The following is a 17,547-nucleotide window of genomic DNA, read 5'->3' as shown; positions in this document are numbered from 1 at the left end:
ATAAACGTGCCACTTGTTGCGCAAACATGAAATGCCGCATGATGGGCATCTTGAAACAACCAACGTTAAGAATCCCAAGATAAGCGCTAAGAAATGCAGGTACGGAAGTCCCCTATAAAACCCAATAAACATGAGAACCACGCCTATGACTGGCGTGAGTATAGAAAGAGCCCATGTTTTAGAGTATGTGCTTTTCATGAGCTGAGTTTACAATCAACCAAGCCTGTGCGTCTACAACTCCAGATCATCGTGTAGTTGCAAGAAGGTACAGCCCCTTTGACCGAGATCGTCAATCTCAACAAATTCCGCAAAAAGAAGTCGCGCGACGAAAAAGAGAAACGCGCGGAGGAAAACCGCGTGAAATTCGGGCGCACCAAGGCTGAGCGCGAAAAATCGAAAACCGAGCGGGAGCAGGCTGAACGCCGCCTTGACGGCCATGCGGCCGATGACGGTGAGAACCCTCCCTCCTGACGGAAACTTTCCGGGTCCGCCATTGTTCTTACAGAATGGAGACCGTCGTGGATGAATCCGGCAGGAAGCAAAGGCGCGCTGTTTCTGACAAAAACCGTCCCCCGGCCTATAGAATGCTGACCGGTCGTCACTGGCGGCGCCTGCCGCGCCGTGTTTTCGCTCAAATCAACAATGACCGGCTGACGCTCACCGCCGCCGGGATTGCTTTTTACGCGCTGCTGGCGATTTTTCCCGGCATCGCTGTCGTCGTGTCGCTCTGGGGGTTGATCGCTGACCCGCTCGCGATTTCCCAACAGATAGAGCGTTTCTCGCCGGTCTTGCCGAGCGATGTTGTGCTTGCGCTGAGGGCGCAGGCTATTGAAGTGGCGTCGAGCGACGATCGCGCCGTCAGCGCCGCCTTGTTGCTTTCCCTCGCCATCACCGTTTTCAGTGCGTCCCGCGCGACGAAGGCGATCATGCAGGCGCTCAACATCGTCTATGATGAAAAGGAAACGCGGAATTTCCTGATCTTCAATGCACAGGCGCTCGCCATGACCTTTGCCGTCGCGGTCGGATTCGTGACGGCGCTCGCCGCTATTGCGGTTGTCCCGGTCTTCCTGAATTTCGTTGGCCTCGGTTCGATCCTTGAGCCGATCATCGGCTATGTGCGCTGGCCGATCCTGTTCGTTGGCGCATGGTTCGGCATCGCCGCGCTTTATAAATTCGCTCCGGCCCGAGAAAGCCCGCAATGGCAATGGGTCAGCCCCGGCGCCGGGGCGGCGGTGGTGTTGTGGCTTATCACGTCGGTGCTTTTTTCCGTCTATGTGCAAAATTTCGCGAACTATAATGAAACCTACGGCTCCATCGGCGCCGTTGTCGTGTTGATGATGTGGTTCTGGGTTTCCGCATTTGTCTTTCTGGTGGGCGCGGAAATCGATTCGGAAATTGAGCAACAGGCGCATATGCGGCCGAAGCGGGACATCCCCGACGAAGGCGCGCCGCCGGAAAACTAATATTGATAGGAGCGGCGCCGGATCGGCGTCTCTCTTTCGCCATGTTCCGCCTGTATGAATGCGGCGGGAGAGAGCTGCGATCCAGGCGGCCCTAACTTTTTTCAGTATCGAGTAAGCGGCGCGTCCTTTATCGACGCCGCCGACGAACACGGCCGGGCGCATCGTCCGGCGCTGAGATCCATATGCTGGGCGGGGGCGCCTGATGAAGCTGAGACAAACCATATTCCGGCCATGGCGGTTTTTACCGTTTGAACTGCCGGCCTATCTGAAGGCGCTCGTTTTTGCGGGTGTCGGCGGCTATCCGGTGAAGGATCGGCGCTTTCTCGCGGTCGCCAATATGACCGGCTATCTCGGCACGCTGTCGTCGCTTTCATTTGCGCTGACATTCGCTTTTGTGGATTTCAATGCGCTGCGGGCTGCGGTTATCGGCAATCTCGTCTCCGCGGCGGGCAGCGCGCTGACACCCTTTACTCATCGCTTCGGGCGTTGCGCGGCGGTCATCTATCTCGCTTTTGTTTTTTATTCGACGCTGTTCTTCTTCGTGTCGCAATTAGGGCGCGATGCGGGGATACAGCTCAATTACATCGCGGCGGCGGCGATTGCGATTACAATTTGCGGCGCGAAAAAACCGAAACTTGCAACGGCGCTCGCCGGGCTTGGGCTCGCCTTGCATCTTGCGGCCTGGTTCGCTTTTCCGACAGGGCTCGCCGAAGCCGCGATCACGCCCTCGCTCATGTCGGCGATCTATATCCAGTCGGCGGGGACGATCATGATCATCCTCGGCGCGGTCACATTTTACATTCTGCGCCTGTCGGAAGCGGCGGAGGAAAAAAGCGACGCGCTATTGTCGAACATGATGCCGGCCATGGTGGCGGAGCGGCTCAAGGAAAAGCCCGACACCATCATCGCGGACTTTCATCCCGCTGCGACAGTGATGTTTGCGGATCTGACGGGCTTTACGCGGCTCGCGGCCGAGCTTGGGCCGGAAAAGACAGTGGCGCTGCTCGATGAATTATTTTCAAGGTTCGATCTTCTGGCGGCGCGGCGCGGCGTCGAGAAAATCAAGACGATCGGCGACGCCTATCTTGTGGTGGCGGGCGCCCCGGCGGCGCGCGCCGATCACGCCGAAACGATCATGGGCCTCGCCATAGAGATGCGCCGCGAACTCGATTTTATTTCCGTTGACTTGGGGCAGGATCTTCAAATCCGCATCGGGATTGAATCAGGCCCGCTCATCGCCGGCGTTATCGGACGCGCGAAATTCGCTTACGATGTCTGGGGAGATACGGTGAATATGGCCGCCCGGCTGCAGCAATTAGCGGCGCCGGGCGAAATCTTGGCGGGCGGCGGTTGCAATGACGCGCTCGGCGGTCACCGTTCGTTCCGTTATCTCGGAAGCAAGGCCGTGCAAGGGGTGGGCGAAAAGCCTGTCTGGGCTCTCAGTCAGGACGCGCAAAAAGCGCTGGCGCATTAAGCGCCATGCGCCTCGGCGGCTTCCACGGTCGCCTGTTTGGCGTCCTTGTCCATACGCTTCATGGCTTTTTGCAGCTTTTCAAAAGCGCGCACCTCGATCTGGCGCACGCGTTCGCGGCTGACGCCATATTCCTGTGAAAGCTCTTCCAGCGTCGCCGGATTATCTTTCAGACGACGCTCGGTCAGGATGTGCTGCTCGCGCTCATTCAAGGTCGCCAGCGCTTCTTCGAGAAGCCCCATGCGCATGTCATATTCGTCTTCATTGGCGAGCTTGGCTTCCGGATTGACGGCGTTTTCATCGACCAGCCAGTCCTGCCATTCGCCGCCGCCTTCCGCGTCCTTGCCCATGGGCGCGTTCAGGGAGGCTTCGCCGCCCGACATGCGCCGGTTCATGGAAATGACATCGTCATTAGTGACGCCAAGCTTGGTTGCGATGTGCTCCACCTGCTCCGGGTTCAAATCGCCTTCGTCGACGGCGTCGATCTGGCCCTTGATTTTGCGGAGGTTGAAGAAAAGCTTTTTCTGCGCGGCGGTGGTGCCGATTTTCACAAGGCTCCAAGAGCGCAGGATATATTCCTGAATGGACGCGCGGATCCACCACATGGCGTAGGTGGCGAGACGGAAACCCTTTTCCGGATCAAAGCGTTTTACCGCCTGCATCAGGCCCACATTGCCTTCAGAGATGACCTCGCCGATGGGCAGGCCGTAACCGCGATAGCCCATGGCGATCTTCGCCACGAGGCGAAGATGCGAGGTGATCAGCTTTTGCGCGGCGTCCGGGTCTTCATGCTCGGCGAAGCGTTTCGCGAGCATGTATTCCTCATCCTTTTCCAGCATGGGAAATTTGCGGATCTCCGCCAGGTAACGCGACAGACTGCCCTCAGGGGTGAGGGCGGCGCCAGTTGTGGTCAGTGCGTTGCTCATATGCGCGTCATCTTTCTCTCGAACGCCAGCGGATCGGGCTGGCGTATTCTAACACGGGCGTGGCTCTTGTTGTTCGGTCGGATTGCCCCAGGGATGGAGCGCCTCTTTCGGGCGCTTACTATGCCCATATAGGAACGGGGCCGGCTTCATCCAAGAGGCTTCCTTATAGTTAGTTGTTTTTATTGGATTTTTTGTTTTTCGCTGCGTTTCTGCCTGAGTGCATGTTCCGCCAGACTGCGTCGAAACGCCAGTCACGCCTGATCTCGCCGAGCCACATTGATGTGAGGCGCCGCGGGGTCGCAGGGGGCAGGCGGGGGTTTGAAAGCGGTCCCTGGCGCTCCTAAATCTAGATGAGACAATAGAAGATGAGGCTGTTTCAACTTGGATCGCCGATTATTGATGAAAGGCGGGATTGCCGCGCTGGCAAGCTCCACCGTAACGGGAGCGGGCGCCGCGCTCGCTGGCGAGTCTGACTTTCAACAGCGCCTTGCCGGCCTTGCCAAGCGTGCGCTGGAACAAAACAAGGCGCGCATTCCTCTACATGATCGAGTCGGGCTCGCTGATTTCTCCGCGCCGTCCTGGCGGCCGCGTTTTCATCTCGTCGACATGGTGAGCGGCGAGGTGTCATCCTATCTTGTCGCCCATGGTCGCGGTTCAGATCCGGGCCACACCGGGCGGCTCCAGAAATTTTCAAACAAGATCGGGTCGAATGCGACCTCCGCCGGGGTCTATCGCACCGGCGTTGAATACACGGGCAAATATGGCCGCTCCATGCGGCTTGACGGCCTCGATCCGGATAACTCTAACGCCTTTGCGCGCGCCATTGTCATTCACGCCGCTTGGTATGTCGGCGATGACATGCTCAAAAAATACGGCAAGCTCGGCCGTAGCGAAGGCTGCTTCGCCTTTTGCGAGGACGATCGCACGGAAGTCGTGGCGCGGCTCGGTGAAGGCCGGCTTTTATACGCCGGGAAGTTCTAGCGCTCAGAGTTCGTCCGGCAGTGATGCTTCACTGATGCTTTCAGGGCAGCTTTCCTCGATCAGCGTTCCGATGGAATCGGCAATATCTTTTCCGGCGCCGCCGAATTGCGCGAGCAGCGGCGCGTCCAGTCCATAAACATCAGGATAAAAAGCAATCCGGCCGGTCTCGTCAGCGACCGCCGTGAAATAGCCGACATAAACCGGCAACGGTTTTTCGAGCTCAATTTCGACCGGACTGCGCCCCGACATGATCTTTTTGAAGTCGTCATCGCTCACCGCATCGCCCAGCAAAGTGCGCGCAAAGCCGGTCGCGCCCTCTACGCGAATGCAGCCATGGCTGAGCGCGCGATTATCGCGCTCGAAGGCGTCTTTTGCGGGCGTGTCATGGAGAAACACCGAATAAGGGTTAGGCATGACGAGCTTCATCTGACCGAGTGCATTCGCCGGTCCCGGCTTCTGCCGCACATTGCCGTCATCGCCCACATAATATCCGAGTTGCTGTGCGCGGTCCGGATTGTTTTTGATCAGGGCGCCGACGCTCTCGCGGACAATGCTCGGCGGCACGAACCAGGTGGGATTGAAAATAACGCCGGTGACGAGCGCCTGCATCTGGGGCGTTGGAAGTTTTGGCGATCCGGTCACCACGCGCCGGCGCGCAACGACTTTTCTGTCGCGCACCAGCGTCAGTTCAAAGGCGGGGACATTCACCAGAATATAGTCGCCGCCGAGGTCGTCCGGCATCCAGCGCCAGCGATCCATGTTGAGGCGCAAAAGCGCGGCTTCCTCCGCGGTCAGCGCCTGGCTGGCGAGCGCTGCTTTCAGGAACGCGTATTGCTTGTGTTTCGGCGCCAGCGACGAGAAAGCCTCGGCAAAAGCGTTGCCGTTAAAGGCGTGCTGTTTGAGATCGGCCATGGCGGCCTTATCCGGCGCGGCCTCATCCATGCGCCAGTTCAGGCGTGCGTCCCGAGAGGTGAGGCCGTCGCGCATCTCTGCTGCAACCCGGTCAAACAGGGTTTCGGCGCGCGCGCGGATCAGACCGGTCTCGCCGGCTGCGATAACGGTTTCCAGCCCCGCAATGTCGTAATGATTGTCGGGAACGCCGTCAGCGCTCAACTCTTTGACGGCGGCGATCAGGGCGTCTGCGTCTGTCTTTTTGATATCATCGGCCAGCACGCTGCGCGGCTCGCCAACAGATGCAAGCGAGCAGGCGGCGAGCAATGCGCAGGCTGTATAAGCAGTAAGAATGACAGCGAATATTTTCAAAACGGCCCCACGACTGACGCGTTTCTTATAACGCCCTGAGCGCCGTCAACAACGCCTGAAAGTCTTCCGGCGCTTCCCGCTCAAACCGCATCGCCTCGCCGGTGACGGGGTGCGTAAAGCCGAGCACCCTAGCGTGGAGCGCCTGGCGGCGGAAATTGCGGATGGTCTCAATCGCGTGGTCCGCCGCCGGCTCGCCGGGTTTGAGGCCGGAAAGGCCGGGCCCGCGTCCATAGACCTGATCGCCGATCAGGGGACAGTTGATGGAGGCGAGGTGAACGCGGATCTGATGCGTGCGTCCCGTTTCCAGCGTGCATTCGATCAGCGAGGCGAGGGCGTCGCCTTTCAATTTCGCGCGGGTCCGTCCGAACGCCTCAATGACCTTGTAATGAGTGACGGCAAGGCGCGCGCCGCGTTTCGGCACATGCGCGTCTTCTTCCTCGTCATATTCCCATTCATCGACGACAGCCATTTTCGTCCGGTCACGGACATTGCGGCCCAGCGGCGCGTCGATGGTTCCGACGCCCGGACGCGGCGCGCCGACAGCGATCGCTTCATAAACGCGCTCGATATCGTGGGTTGAAAAAGCAGCGGACAATCCCTGATGGGCGGCGTCATGCTTGGCGACAACGAGCAGGCCGGACGTATCCTTGTCGATACGGTGAACGATGCCAGGGCGGCGGGCGCCCCCAATGCCGGAAAGGCTGTCGCCGCAATGGTGCAGGAGCGCGTTCACGAGCGTGCCGGACCAGGCGCCGGGAGCCGGGTGCACGACAAGCCCCGCCGGTTTATTGACGACGATGAGGTCGTCATCTTCGTAAACTACGTCGAGGGGGATCGCTTCAGGTTTCGGCGCCGGATCTTCAAGCGGCGGCGGCGTGAGCCGATACTCCTCGCCCTCGCGCAATTTCCATGACGGAGTGGTGAACACCTCGCCGCCGCGCGTCAGGGCCCCGCCTTCGATCAGGGTTTTCAGGCGCGTGCGCGTGATCCCGGTGATTTTCTCCGCAAGCCATTTGTCGAGGCGCGCGCCGGCGGCCTCGGCATCGACGGCAAGGGTATAGGCGCCTGTTTCATCCGGCGCGCCTTCCGACTTGAGGGTTTGGTCATCTGCGGTCATAGAAGGGGGCGGTGTAGCGGGCAATCGTCCTCATCGCCAGCCTTTAAGGAGTGACAATCTCTCATGAGCGAGACCGATAACGACACAACGCAAGCGCCGGCCTCACCGGCGGCCGGGCCCAATACGGGGCCCAACACGGGAATTGGGGGCATCGCTCAGTCCATCGGCACGCGCAATCTCTGGCTCATTATCTTGACGATGCCGGCGGTGTTTCTGGTCGCTGTGGCGGCGATTATCGCGATTTTCGGCAAGCCGAAAAAAGAAGAGACGGCGGCTGCCGCGCCGGCGGCGATTGAAGGGACCGCGCCAGCGACGGCGTCATCTGCTGGCGGCGCGCCCATAGCGCTTGGCGAAGGACAATCCGCCGGGGCGATCGCCCTAGACGGCGACCGGCTCGCGGTGCGCGTCGACGGGCCCGACGGCGCCGTTGTCATTGTTTATGACATTGTGAAGGGCGAAGAGATCGCGCGGATTCCGGTGACGCGCGACTAAAGCGCGTCGAACGCTGCGCTCATGCGCTTGCGCAAGTCTGCGTCGGGCTGTGGGCCCGTCAGCGCACCCATATTCTCCCGCATGTGATCGACGCGCCGCGTCGCCGGGATCGCGACCGTCAGCGCCGGGTGAGAAATGATAAACTTCAACAAAAACTGCGCCCAGTTTTCAGCGCCGATTTCGGCGGCAATGCCGGGCAGGGGATGGCGCTTGGCGGCGTTGATCACCGCGCCTTCGCCAAAGGGACGGTTGGCGATGACGGCGACGCCCTTTTCCTGCGCCAGCGGCAACAGCCGCGCTTCGGCGCGCCGGTCGGCCATATTGTAGGTAAGCTGAATAAAATCGAGCGGATGATCGCGAAGGATGCGCTCCATCTCGTCATAGTGAAGGCCGGAATAGCTGGTGACGCCAACATAAGTCAGGCGCCCTTCGGCTTTCATGGCGAACAGCGTTTCAAGATGCGCGCGCCAGGCGACAAGATTGTGCACCTGTAACAGCGTGAAGCGCTCGAGGCCCCAGCGCCGCCGGCTTTGTTCGATCTGCACCGGTCCCTGGCCGCCATCGCCGATCCATACCTTGTCGGCGGCGAAGGTTTGCTGTGGCCGCCCGAGGGTCTCCAGCGCATGCCCGATCACGGCTTGAGAAGTCCCATACATCGGCGAGGAATCGATCACTGCGCCGCCGAGACGGAAAAATTCGCGCAACACATCCGTGCGCGCCGCGCGCAATTGCGCATTTCCGCCGACATCGAAGGTGAGCCAGGAGCCCATGCCCACAGCGGGGATTGTCGCGCCGGTCGGCGAAATGGTCTTGTGGAAATGTTGTGCGCTTTGCGCCGCGCTGAAGGACGGCGCCGCCAATGTTGCTGCGGCGCCGGTGAGAAAGGTGCGGCGGTTTTGCTTTGACGCGCTCATTCGGGCGGCGTCAGGTTCAGCGGAAACGCGTCCCGGCTGAGGTCGACAACAGTATATTCGAAACGCCAGAACCCGTTCGTCGCGGCGCCCCATGCGGGGAAGTTGATATTGCCGTAAGCGCGCACCGGACCATAAACATATTCAAGGTCCTCATCGCCCGACGGCGCGCCCCAGCGAACGGGCTGACCGGTCGCGTCGATTTCGAACCAGCCCCAATCCGCGCCACGCGGGCCTTTGAGGCGAACGGTCTGCGGCTCTACAAGCGTCAGCGTGATGCGGTTGTCGCCGCGCGCGAGATTGTGGATCACTGTGTAAAAATCGTAATTCCAGAAATCGAGATTTTCGGCGTGTTCTTCTTCGGTGAAAATGCGGGGCTCGCGTTCGGAGAATTCAAGCCATGACGCGTCTTCGGTCATGTTGAACGTGACATCTGATCGCGCGCCCTCGAACACGACTTTCTGATCGGGCGCAGCGAGGGAGCGCCAGGCGCGTTCATCCACAGGCTGCGCCGGGTCGGACCGCCAGCCGCTATATTCAAGGTAAAGCATTTGCGATTCAGACCAGATTTCGGCGCCGCCAAGACGGTCGAGCATTTTCTGCACTAACGCGACGGCGGCCTCATCGCCTTTCAGGTCCTGCGCGCCCGCCGATGACAGGAGGGTGAGAGAAAGCATGAAAGCGGCGAGAGCAATGCGCATGGGCGTCCTCCGGTTGGCTGAATCAGAAAACGCGAAGGAGCGCCGGTCAATTCGCCTCGCCGCATGTGATGCGCGCATGGTCGATTTTTCGCGGCCTGCCTTGAATATTCGGCAATATACTTTATTTTTTAAAGTGAATGTGCAAAACAGGATGGAGAGCGCCATGAGCGCCAGCGATAAGGACTATCTCGAAGGCGGCAGGCGCGAGGCCGCCCTTGCGAGCGATCTCGCCTATGTGCGCAGCCTCGCCGAAGAGGGCCGTGATGCGCCGCTTGTGGGCGGCGTTTTCTATTTCATCTGGGGCGGGCTGATGAGCGCTGCGTCGCTGTTCGCTTTTTTGATTTTAACCGGGGTCGCGCCGATTGGCGGCGTGCCGGTTCTGGCGCCCTGGGCCGTCGCCGGATTGATTGGCTGGGCGGCGTCGATGTTCATGGGCATGCGCCTCGGCGCAAAGCCCGGCGCCTTCACCATGGGCAACCGCACGGCGCGCGCCGTCTGGCTTGCGGTGGGGCTTTTCATGACCGTGTTCTGGTTGGGCCTGATGATCGTCCATGACGATTTCACAGAGTTCGGGGTGCCAAGCCATTTCCTTTTCTATCTGATGTTTCCGGTGGCTTTCGGCGTTTACGGCGTCGCGTTTTATGCAACGGCGACGGCGGCGCGGCTAAACTGGCTGAAAGGCTTCGCGCTTCTTTCCTGGGGCTTTGCGGTGGCGGCGCTATTCCTTATGACGAGTAATTATCAATTTCTTCTCGGCGCGGCGGGATGCTTTTTCTGTGCGGCGCTGCCGGGGCTGATATTGATGCGTCAGGAACCGAAAGACATAATCTAGATCATGAGCGGCGACGCCGGTTACGATTATCGCGAGATCGACGACATCATTCACGGAAGGGTGCGCCTTGCCGTGATGGCGTTTCTGTCCGGCGCCGGCGCGGCCGACTTCAATGAATTGAAAGCACGCGTCGGCGGCACTGACGGCAATCTTTCCGTCCACCTCAAGAAGCTTGAAGAAGCAGGATATGTCGCCGTTGAAAAAGGCCTTCGCGGACGGCGCCCGCAAACGACGGTGAGCCTCACCAAAAAGGGGCGCGAAGCATGGATCGCCTATATCGCGCGCATGGAGGATTTGCTGCGTCCGAAAGCGGCGGAGTAGGAGCGCCGGGCGAAAAAGTGGCCGCCGGTTTTTCGCGATGCCGGCGCGACCAACAAAGCCTGCTATTTCCGCGACGACAACAGCCGTGAAATCAGCCATATCGGAATAACGATTCCGGCGCCGATAACGAGATAGGTGAGGAGCGTTGTGACGACCTCGCCCAGATTCTCGCCGAGCATGCCGATGAAATCTTTCACATTGTGAAAGATCCCGCGCCAGAATTCAGCAACACCGATCCCTAAAATCGAAAAGACAGCGCCGACAATGATCGAGGCGATGATGAGTTTAATGGCCGTACGCCCCGCGCGCGAATGCGCGCTAATCATGGATTGGCCGCCTTCGCGGCCTGGGCCGCCGCCCGTTAGCCGGTCTCTGATGGAAGGTTCGCTCATCGCTGTTTTCCGCTGTTACGTTCGACAGGCGATGAATTTAGGCGCGAATGGCCGCGCATTCAATCGGGCGAGGCGGTTATGGCCGCCATTCAAAGCGCCAGCCCACGGAAAACCGCCAGTCCTGATCGAAACCGGGGACCGGCTGGTCGAGGGGGCGGGCGAGTTCCAGCTCTAAAACGCCCTTGTCTTCATAAGCGGCCCGCAGCCCCGCCCCGAAAGAGCCGAGATCGAAAGTGGCGGAGGCGTCGGTGAAACGCGAGAAGACATCGCCCGTGGCGTAATCAGCGAAAATGTAAATCTCGCTTTTGGAAAAATCGCCGCCGCTGATGGGCCGCCAGGCGTTTTCGATGGAAACGCCAACCCCGCGATCGGCGTTGAGGAGCGCCGTTTCAAAAGCGCGGCCCCATGGCGCCCCGCCGATGGAGAAGCGTTCATTGGCGGGCAGGAGATCGTCGGTCCATTGCGCGGCGCCGGAAAGACGTAAAAAGCCGCGGTCGCCGAGGCGGCGCGTCAGGCCGGCTTCAATTTCGGCTTTCGTGTATTGCTCCTCGCCGATGAGCGGCGACACTTCGGCGCCCAGCGCGTCGAAACCTTGCGCGACTTCGCCCTTGAGGCGCACATCGCTGCGTTCATGGCGGTCGCTATAGCTTGCGATGATGCGTGCAGCGCGCGTTCTTTCTGTTGCGATAAGCGATCCAAAGGCGGCGTTGTCGCTGTTCACGACGTCAAGAGACGCGCGCGTGACGAGATTGCGCTTGTAAGAGCGAATGACGGGCATGATGAGGGCGAGGCTGTAAAGCTGGGCGTCGCCTTCAATCACCGTTGTCGCGGGGCGCGAGCGGACGATGGTTGCGCTCGCCTCTGCGCGCAGCCCCGAGCTGCCGATGGGTGTCGAGTGGGAGAGGCCGGCCTGAAGTGAATCCTTGAAATTCACCGAAGCGGCGAAGCGCATGGTGGTGAGGTCGCCGTCGCGCAGCAAGCGATAGGCTTTGCCCAAAGCGGAAACCTGTCCGTCGCGCACCAGCCGCGTGGTGCGGTTGGAAAAGCCAACGGTCAGGGTCGGCTTCTGGTAGTCGAGTTTCATGTCGATATCGACCGTGCCCGGTTCGGCGCCATAGCGCATGACCGGTTCGATCTTGAGGCCGGGAATGTCGCGACTGAGCGAAACCGCGCGCTCCAGCGTTGCGCGCCTTGTCGGCGTGTCGCGCTTCAACCGCTCCGCATAGGCCGTGACCATGTAGTGATTGCGGCCTTCGGTTTCGCCCGATAGGCGGACATTGGCGACGCGGCCCTCTGCGGCGAGGACGCGCACAACGCCATTGTCGAAGGACTGATCCGGAATGACGACTGTGAAAAAGGCGATGCCCGCGTCCTCATAGGCCTTGCTCATGGCGGCGGTCATGTGGGTGAGGACATCATTTGTCGCCATGCCGCCAATGAAGGGCCGGGCGGCGTCGGCGACGGCCTGGGGAACATCGGTCCCTTCAAAGCTGACGCCGCGAAGAAGAAAAGGCTCGATTTCCCGCACATCGCTGCGCGCAATATTGTCGGGCGCGTCCACCTCTCCGGGCTGCAAGCGCTCTTCCTCAGCGCCGGCCGCCGGGGAGAGCAGCGAAGCGAAGAGGAAGAGCGGCAGAAGGAGCGCGCAGGCGCGCACCATCATCCGTAAGCGGAGGACGAGATAAGACATAAAAGTCCCGGGACAGTGAAGGAAGAAAGGGCGGCGGCTTTACCGCTCCTTCGATGCGATGGCGCTAGTTGTTGCCGAGCAATCCGCCGAGAAGACCGCCGCCATCCTCAACGGTGTCTTCAAGCGTTCCTGTCGGATCATCGAGCGCGCCGCCGAGCGTGCCGGTCACGCCGCCAAGATCGCCGTCGCCGCTGACCGGCAGCACTTCCGTCACGCCGCCAACAGCGCCGCCGACACCGCCTTCGACGCCGCCGACCACATCGCCGGTCACCGCCGTGTCGAGAGTGACAAGCTCGCCATTGGAGCCGAGGCCGAGCGTGACGAGGCTGCCTTCCTGCTGGTCGCCGGAAAGAAGGCTGACGCCAAGCAGGGAGTCTTCGCCGCCGCCGATCGCTGTGGCGCCGCCAATCGTTGCGGTGATGAGATCGCCCGGCGCCGCGGCAAGGCCATCAATCAGATAGATCTCGCCATTGCCGGTTTGCACCAAAGCCTGGCCGGTTGCGTCAGCAACGCCCAGCACCGTGCCGGCAATCGGCGTGCCGCCGGGCAGCATCCCGTCAACAAGGCTTGCGCTGTAAAAGGCAGCGCCCGCTGCGAGGCTCGCCTGTTCGCCGGTGATGATGAGACCTTGCGACAGCAATTCAGGGCTGTTTTCAGGATCGCCCGTATTGGCGAGAAGGCCTGTTCCTGCAAGCCCGTTTGGGCCGATAAGGCCGCCGGTCGCCAAGGCGCCGGCTGCGCCGAGATTAACATTGCCGTCTGCGCCGTCCGCGCCGGCGGGGCCTTCAGACCCTTGCGCGCCGACAGGGCCTTGCGCGCCTGCAGGACCCTGCGGTCCCGCCGGTCCTTGCGTTCCCGCCGGTCCTTGCGTTCCCGATGAGCCGCTTTGCCCCGCGCCGCCCACTGAAGAAACCCGCGTTGTGCCGTGCGAGCTGCAGGCGGAAACAAAAAACGCGCAGGCGGCGGAAAGCGCCAGCGCGCGTTTAAACGAAAGTGAGTGTGACATTAATAGCTCCCTGTTGGTCTTGCTCTTGACCCTGCAGGACGCCCGCCGTGCAAAGCCTTATTGACCCATGGTTTCGGAGCTTATCTTTTCTCCCTTAATGTCACTTCAAGCCGTACACTGAATTTCTGTAGAGTTTCTCGGCATGCAGAACAACTTTCAAAAAAAAGCTCAAGAGGCTTGAACTTCAGCCACGCCGTTTCCGCATGCCGAAAAAAACTCTACAATACGGAATAGGCTTTAGGCGGCCTTTTCCATATAGATCGAACGGCAGGGGAACGGGATGGAAACGCCTTCCGCGTCAAAGCGCTGTTTCACGGCTTTTGTGAGCGCCCATTTCACGGCGAAATAATCGGCGCGATCCATCCATACGCGGCACAAAATGTTGACCGAAGAATCGCCGAGGCTGTCGACTTCAAACACAGGCGCCGGATCGCCATTGACGCGGCTTTCCTTTTCGACTTCCGACTGGATCAGCGACATCGCCTTGTCGATATCGTCTTCATAGGAAATGCCGAACATCAGATCGATGCGGCGGGTGTCGTATCCCGAATAGTTCGTGATGACGTCATCGAAAATCTTGCCGTTGGGGACGATGATTTTCTTGTTGTCGGGGGTCGCCAGCTCCGTCGTGAACAGGCCGATATGTTTGACGGAGCCGGCAATGCCGGCGGCCTCCACATAATCGCCCACATCGAAGGGGCGAAAGCCCAGCATCATCACGCCCGACGCCACATGGCCAAGGGTGCCCTGAAGGGCAAGGCCGATGGCGAGCCCGGCGGCGCCGATAATCGCGGCGAAACTTGTTGTCGGCACGCCGAATATCCCGAGCGTGGTGATGAGAACAAGGGCGATGAGGCCGTAATGAACAAGGCTCGACAGAAAGCCGGACAGCGTCTCGTCCACCCGGCCGGAACGCGTCATCGCCGCGGCGACGATTTTCTTGATGCGTCCTGCGACCCACAGGCCGAGGATAAGAACGATGAGCGCGCCGACGACGCTCGGCAGGTAGCTCGCGGCCTTTTCGGCGAGCCCCTCCAGAAAAGTGACCGCCATGTCGAGATTTTCATCCGCGCCTTGCGCTGTCGTGGTTTGTGCGCCGTCCTGCATTATCGCCTCCTTGTTGATGATCGGGGTATAGAGCGATCCGGCGGCGGGGCAAATTTTGGCGCCCCAATAAGTTGAGCGGCGCGCCGGAAATTTCATCACATCTGTTGAATTCCTCGGCCTTATGCAGCAAACGCAGGAAGAATAACATCGCTTGAAAGTGTTGTGAATCCTATGCTGGAGCATGGCAGAAACTCACGTTATCACCGGACTGAAAGCGCGACGCGCGTCCATCGCTGAAGAGATTGACGAACTGGAGCGCCAACGCCGCAAGTTGCTTGTGAACCTTCGCCATGTAGACGGCGCGTTGAAGGTCATGGGCTATGAAGGCAACCCGGAAGCTATTCCGGCGCGCAAGAAGCGCCGCAACATGTTTCGTCGTGGTCAGTTAAGGCGCTTTATCTATGCAGCACAGCGCAAACATGGGCCGGACATAAGCCATGCCGGGATTGCTGCCATCATTCTTCAAGAAATGGAGTGGGCCGAAGAAACGGACCTTTTGCAGAAGGTTACGGAAAAGGTCAGGCAGGCCCGCAAAGACATTAGGCGGCGTGGCGCTGCCAATAACCCTTCCACTGACGGCTGACCGGGGCCGTCATGGCGTTGCGCACGATGCGGTTAGCGAGTGCGCCGTTGCTTTCGCGGCAATGGTCATCAAGCCAAGCAGCGTGGGCGGCGTACTGGTGAAGGTATTGCGCCGAAACGTGGTGGTGCTGGCCACCGACCATGCGGCGCAGGCGCGAGAAATAGCTTTCAACTTGGTTCGTGCAGATGCCGTTGGCGCTGTAAGCCTCACTGTGATTAATGCGCTTTACCGGGAAGATCATTTCCAGCGCATCCCAATGGGCGGCTTCGTCTGCATTCAGGCGCGCAGAGTGGTCTAGGCGGTCCATAGCGAACTGTACGCCTTCCGCTTCGCGGTGCGTTACTGTGGTCAGTGTCCGGCCTTTACGCTCGCGTAGGGCGATCACAACCCGGCGCTTGCCGGTCTGGTTTTCTTTCAGGCGGCGATCAACGCGGTTGAAATCGTTATTGGCTGGGCGGATGCTACCGCCAAAGTAGGCGCCGTCGATTTCACATTCATCATCAAGAACCGTGTCTTGCGTTTCGATAGCGATGGCCTCGCGGATTTTGTGCGCCAGAACAAACGCCGTGCGGTACTGAACGCCAAGGTCACGGGAAAGCTGGACCGAGGAAACACCTTTCGCAGCATTCGCGAGAATGCAGATCGCAGCCAAAAGGTCCGTGAACTCCATTTTCCGGCTGGCGAAGATCGTGCCGGACGTAACCGAGAAATGATGCTTGCAGGCCTTGCACTCGAACTTGCGGCGCGACTTGATCGAATAGGTGTCGCAGCACCCGCAGCGCGGGCAAACGGCTTCCCCGTCCGTTTCAGGCCAGCGAAGGCCGCAGAATTTGGCGTAGGCCGCATCCTCGCCGCCCTGATAAATGTCCTTTAGTTTCAGGGTCTTGGAGGCGGCGGAAAGGAGAAAGTGTTGGCTCATGTCATCGTATCCGGTGATATTACTCACCTAATATGATGACTTGTGTAGCCACTTTCAAGGGCCTATATCATCAAATACGATGATTTTTATAGGCGGACTTGATGGCAACCAGAAAAGACGACCCGGCTACCCAGGAATACGAAACGCTGGCGAAAAATCTCCTTAAAGGTGAATTGAAGCGGCGCGGCGTGACATACGCCCAACTAGCTGAAAAGCTGGCTGAAATAGGGGTTCAGGAAAACGAGAGAAACCTGAACAACAAGATCAGTCGGGGTGGGTTCAGTGCAGCCTTTTTACTTCAGTGCTTAAACGCTATTGGCTGCCGTTCGCTCTCGCTTTCGGACTAGCGGCTGCGCTGGTTGCGATTGCATGGCTATGCGAGCCGACAGAACCTTCAGCAAGGGAAGAAAACAGTGCCAGCGAAAATGACGACGCAGGCAAGCGCTACACCGTAGGCTCCAGCGCGGACGGAGGCTTTACGTTTTCCATTGAGCGCAACGCTTCCGAAGAAGAGCGTACCGAGACCGGCGCAGAAAATGCCGATGAAAGCGGCGACAGCGCGTCCAGCACCACCGAAGCAGATTTGCTTGCCCAAGAAACTATGGCGTACTGGACGCGCTGGATTGGGATTTTTACGGCTCTCGGTCTGGCGGCTCTCATGATGACCCTGTGGGCGACGCAGCAAGCCAACGCGGCCGCTTGGGCTGCGGTAGACGTGACCCGTAAAACTGGAGAGGCGCAAGCCAGAGGTTATATCACCCTCAAGCCGCTGTCGCTGACTATAGAAAAAACCGTCGCCGATTTTCGGTCTTTCCGGCTCCGATTTGAAGTATACGCTTCCGGTCAAACGCCGATCTATGAAGTTCGCATTAAACCGACCCTTATGATCCCTATCAATGGGGGCGATCCGCAACAACCTGAAAACCCACGTGTCAGAGATGCTTGGCGATCTCATCAAAATATGAATACGGGCGAGAAAGTGGTGGCCGTATCGGCCACTATGGCAGAAAATATGCTGATGGACCGGCTTAAAAGCGCCTATCCCAATGTCGGTTTCCGCTACCCTACATTCGCTTATGACCTCTTGGTGCATTGGGTCGATGCGTTCAATTATGAGCTTAGACAAAGATTTGTCGTCTATGTGTCTAGTAAATCGTTCGATGACCATTCGACTTTGCAATGCGATATTGCTGTCGTCAGCCCCATTGAGGTTTTCAAACGAAAGCAATTCCCGGTTGTGGAATGGGAGGCCGAGCAGGCCGAGATAGCCGCCCACAGAAAGAAGACCGAAGGCCGCCAGTAGCGCTGCAAATACCGCCCGGGCGTCGCTAGATGCCCGGCGAGATTCCGCCTTCCTGCGCTTGCTGCATAA

20 protein-coding genes are annotated in these 17,547 nt (G+C 59.5%); 10 read left to right on the top strand and 10 right to left on the bottom strand.

The features are described from left to right. Positions 1–276 precede the first annotated feature (276 nt). From ACFC5L_RS01465 to ACFC5L_RS01455, 3 genes are all read left to right on the top strand, one after another. A complete protein-coding gene (locus ACFC5L_RS01465; protein WP_375202059.1) occupies positions 277–471 on the top strand; it encodes a DUF4169 family protein in 195 nt (64 codons plus the stop codon). 113 nt (positions 472–584) lie between these two features. Continuing rightward, positions 585–1,463 carry a YihY/virulence factor BrkB family protein gene (locus ACFC5L_RS01460; RefSeq protein ID WP_375202060.1) on the top strand — a complete coding sequence of 293 codons (879 nt, stop codon included), beginning with the start codon at positions 585–587 and terminating at the stop codon, positions 1,461–1,463. Positions 1,464–1,665: 202 nt separating this feature from the next. Further along, entirely contained in the window at positions 1,666–2,937 is a 1,272-nt protein-coding gene (locus ACFC5L_RS01455) for an adenylate/guanylate cyclase domain-containing protein (RefSeq protein ID WP_375202061.1), read from the top strand. On the opposite strand, the gene rpoH is transcribed toward ACFC5L_RS01455, so the two are convergent. Beyond that, entirely contained in the window at positions 2,934–3,860 is a 927-nt protein-coding gene (gene rpoH / locus ACFC5L_RS01450; RefSeq protein ID WP_375202062.1) for an RNA polymerase sigma factor RpoH, read from the bottom strand. The genes ACFC5L_RS01455 and rpoH overlap by 4 nt on opposite strands. A gap of 399 nt (positions 3,861–4,259) precedes the next feature. On the opposite strand from rpoH, the gene ACFC5L_RS01445 reads away from it, so the two are divergent. Next, positions 4,260–4,841 (top strand): murein L,D-transpeptidase catalytic domain family protein, encoded by a 582-nt coding sequence (locus ACFC5L_RS01445; RefSeq protein WP_375202063.1) that lies wholly within the window; start codon positions 4,260–4,262, stop codon positions 4,839–4,841. Positions 4,842–4,844: 3 nt separating this feature from the next. On the opposite strand, the gene ACFC5L_RS01440 is transcribed toward ACFC5L_RS01445, so the two are convergent. After that, positions 4,845–6,104: a L,D-transpeptidase family protein gene (locus ACFC5L_RS01440; protein WP_375202064.1), complete on the bottom strand. Its 1,260-nt coding sequence runs from the start codon at positions 6,102–6,104 to the stop codon at positions 4,845–4,847. Between the two features lie 25 nt (positions 6,105–6,129). After that, positions 6,130–7,221 carry an RluA family pseudouridine synthase gene (locus tag ACFC5L_RS01435; protein ID WP_375202065.1) on the bottom strand — a complete coding sequence of 364 codons (1,092 nt, stop codon included), beginning with the start codon at positions 7,219–7,221 and terminating at the stop codon, positions 6,130–6,132. Between the two features lie 63 nt (positions 7,222–7,284). Between ACFC5L_RS01435 and ACFC5L_RS01430 the strand changes: the two genes are divergently transcribed. Then, entirely contained in the window at positions 7,285–7,713 is a 429-nt protein-coding gene (locus tag ACFC5L_RS01430; protein ID WP_375202066.1) for a hypothetical protein, read from the top strand. Here ACFC5L_RS01430 and ACFC5L_RS01425 read toward each other — a convergent pair. Next, the gene (locus ACFC5L_RS01425) at positions 7,710–8,627 is read right to left on the bottom strand and encodes an aldo/keto reductase (protein WP_375202067.1); all 918 of its coding nucleotides are present in this window, start codon (positions 8,625–8,627) and stop codon (positions 7,710–7,712) included. The genes ACFC5L_RS01430 and ACFC5L_RS01425 overlap by 4 nt on opposite strands. Beyond that, positions 8,624–9,325: a hypothetical protein gene (locus tag ACFC5L_RS01420; RefSeq protein WP_375202068.1), complete on the bottom strand. Its 702-nt coding sequence runs from the start codon at positions 9,323–9,325 to the stop codon at positions 8,624–8,626. The genes ACFC5L_RS01425 and ACFC5L_RS01420 overlap by 4 nt, the downstream gene beginning before the upstream one ends. 163 nt (positions 9,326–9,488) lie before the next feature. Here ACFC5L_RS01420 and ACFC5L_RS01415 point away from each other — a divergent pair, with 163 nt between their 5' ends. Further along, positions 9,489–10,157 carry a hypothetical protein gene (locus ACFC5L_RS01415; RefSeq protein WP_375202069.1) on the top strand — a complete coding sequence of 223 codons (669 nt, stop codon included), beginning with the start codon at positions 9,489–9,491 and terminating at the stop codon, positions 10,155–10,157. A gap of 3 nt (positions 10,158–10,160) precedes the next feature. Continuing rightward, positions 10,161–10,478: a winged helix-turn-helix domain-containing protein gene (locus tag ACFC5L_RS01410; RefSeq protein ID WP_375202070.1), complete on the top strand. Its 318-nt coding sequence runs from the start codon at positions 10,161–10,163 to the stop codon at positions 10,476–10,478. 62 nt (positions 10,479–10,540) lie between these two features. On the opposite strand, the gene ACFC5L_RS01405 is transcribed toward ACFC5L_RS01410, so the two are convergent. From ACFC5L_RS01405 to ACFC5L_RS01390, 4 genes are all read right to left on the bottom strand, one after another. After that, on the bottom strand, positions 10,541–10,804 hold the full coding sequence (locus ACFC5L_RS01405) for a DUF6460 domain-containing protein (protein WP_375202071.1): 264 nt from the start codon (positions 10,802–10,804) through the stop codon (positions 10,541–10,543). A 142-nt stretch (positions 10,805–10,946) separates the two neighbouring features. Further along, complete coding sequence (locus tag ACFC5L_RS01400) at positions 10,947–12,560, bottom strand: ShlB/FhaC/HecB family hemolysin secretion/activation protein (protein ID WP_375202072.1); 1,614 nt, start codon at positions 12,558–12,560, stop codon at positions 10,947–10,949. Positions 12,561–12,624: 64 nt separating this feature from the next. Then, positions 12,625–13,566, bottom strand: coding sequence for a hypothetical protein (locus ACFC5L_RS01395; protein WP_375202073.1), 942 nt, complete (start codon positions 13,564–13,566; stop codon positions 12,625–12,627). Between the two features lie 237 nt (positions 13,567–13,803). Beyond that, positions 13,804–14,769, bottom strand: a complete 966-nt coding sequence (locus tag ACFC5L_RS01390) for a mechanosensitive ion channel family protein (RefSeq protein ID WP_375202358.1) — start codon at positions 14,767–14,769, stop codon at positions 13,804–13,806. 85 nt (positions 14,770–14,854) lie between these two features. Between ACFC5L_RS01390 and ACFC5L_RS01385 the strand changes: the two genes are divergently transcribed. Continuing rightward, entirely contained in the window at positions 14,855–15,256 is a 402-nt protein-coding gene (locus ACFC5L_RS01385) for a hypothetical protein (RefSeq protein ID WP_375202074.1), read from the top strand. Here the strand turns inward: ACFC5L_RS01385 and ACFC5L_RS01380 are convergent. Further along, positions 15,213–16,175 carry an IS1595 family transposase gene (locus ACFC5L_RS01380; protein ID WP_375202075.1) on the bottom strand — a complete coding sequence of 321 codons (963 nt, stop codon included), beginning with the start codon at positions 16,173–16,175 and terminating at the stop codon, positions 15,213–15,215. The genes ACFC5L_RS01385 and ACFC5L_RS01380 overlap by 44 nt on opposite strands. A gap of 101 nt (positions 16,176–16,276) precedes the next feature. Between ACFC5L_RS01380 and ACFC5L_RS01375 the strand changes: the two genes are divergently transcribed. Both ACFC5L_RS01375 and ACFC5L_RS01370 read left to right on the top strand, forming a co-directional pair. Further along, positions 16,277–16,522 (top strand): DUF6471 domain-containing protein, encoded by a 246-nt coding sequence (locus ACFC5L_RS01375; protein WP_375202076.1) that lies wholly within the window; start codon positions 16,277–16,279, stop codon positions 16,520–16,522. After that, complete coding sequence (locus tag ACFC5L_RS01370; protein ID WP_375202077.1) at positions 16,477–17,478, top strand: hypothetical protein; 1,002 nt, start codon at positions 16,477–16,479, stop codon at positions 17,476–17,478. Before ACFC5L_RS01375 ends, ACFC5L_RS01370 begins: the two co-directional genes overlap by 46 nt. Positions 17,479–17,547 lie beyond the last annotated feature (69 nt).

Source organism: Hyphococcus sp., assembly GCF_041986965.1.
Taxonomy (GTDB): Bacteria; Pseudomonadota; Alphaproteobacteria; order Caulobacterales; family Parvularculaceae; genus Hyphococcus.
This window is presented reverse-complemented; position numbering and strand designations above follow the sequence as displayed.

Excerpts from the sequence above, each read along its gene's own strand:
- ACFC5L_RS01460 (WP_375202060.1), top strand. The coding sequence starts at position 585 with ATGCTGACCGGTCGTCACTGGCGGCGCCTGCCGCGCCGTGTTTTCGCT.
- ACFC5L_RS01455 (WP_375202061.1), top strand. The coding sequence starts at position 1,666 with ATGAAGCTGAGACAAACCATATTCCGGCCATGGCGGTTTTTACCGTTT.
- rpoH (WP_375202062.1), bottom strand. The coding sequence starts at position 3,860 with ATGAGCAACGCACTGACCACAACTGGCGCCGCCCTCACCCCTGAGGGC.
- ACFC5L_RS01445 (WP_375202063.1), top strand. The coding sequence starts at position 4,260 with ATGAAAGGCGGGATTGCCGCGCTGGCAAGCTCCACCGTAACGGGAGCG.
- ACFC5L_RS01435 (WP_375202065.1), bottom strand. The coding sequence starts at position 7,221 with ATGACCGCAGATGACCAAACCCTCAAGTCGGAAGGCGCGCCGGATGAA.
- ACFC5L_RS01430 (WP_375202066.1), top strand. The coding sequence starts at position 7,285 with ATGAGCGAGACCGATAACGACACAACGCAAGCGCCGGCCTCACCGGCG.
- ACFC5L_RS01425 (WP_375202067.1), bottom strand. The coding sequence starts at position 8,627 with ATGAGCGCGTCAAAGCAAAACCGCCGCACCTTTCTCACCGGCGCCGCA.
- ACFC5L_RS01420 (WP_375202068.1), bottom strand. The coding sequence starts at position 9,325 with ATGCGCATTGCTCTCGCCGCTTTCATGCTTTCTCTCACCCTCCTGTCA.
- ACFC5L_RS01415 (WP_375202069.1), top strand. The coding sequence starts at position 9,489 with ATGAGCGCCAGCGATAAGGACTATCTCGAAGGCGGCAGGCGCGAGGCC.
- ACFC5L_RS01410 (WP_375202070.1), top strand. The coding sequence starts at position 10,161 with ATGAGCGGCGACGCCGGTTACGATTATCGCGAGATCGACGACATCATT.
- ACFC5L_RS01405 (WP_375202071.1), bottom strand. The coding sequence starts at position 10,804 with ATGATTAGCGCGCATTCGCGCGCGGGGCGTACGGCCATTAAACTCATC.
- ACFC5L_RS01400 (WP_375202072.1), bottom strand. The coding sequence starts at position 12,560 with ATGTCTTATCTCGTCCTCCGCTTACGGATGATGGTGCGCGCCTGCGCG.
- ACFC5L_RS01395 (WP_375202073.1), bottom strand. The coding sequence starts at position 13,566 with ATGTCACACTCACTTTCGTTTAAACGCGCGCTGGCGCTTTCCGCCGCC.
- ACFC5L_RS01390 (WP_375202358.1), bottom strand. The coding sequence starts at position 14,769 with ATGAAATTTCCGGCGCGCCGCTCAACTTATTGGGGCGCCAAAATTTGC.
- ACFC5L_RS01385 (WP_375202074.1), top strand. The coding sequence starts at position 14,855 with ATGGCAGAAACTCACGTTATCACCGGACTGAAAGCGCGACGCGCGTCC.
- ACFC5L_RS01380 (WP_375202075.1), bottom strand. The coding sequence starts at position 16,175 with ATGAGCCAACACTTTCTCCTTTCCGCCGCCTCCAAGACCCTGAAACTA.
- ACFC5L_RS01375 (WP_375202076.1), top strand. The coding sequence starts at position 16,277 with ATGGCAACCAGAAAAGACGACCCGGCTACCCAGGAATACGAAACGCTG.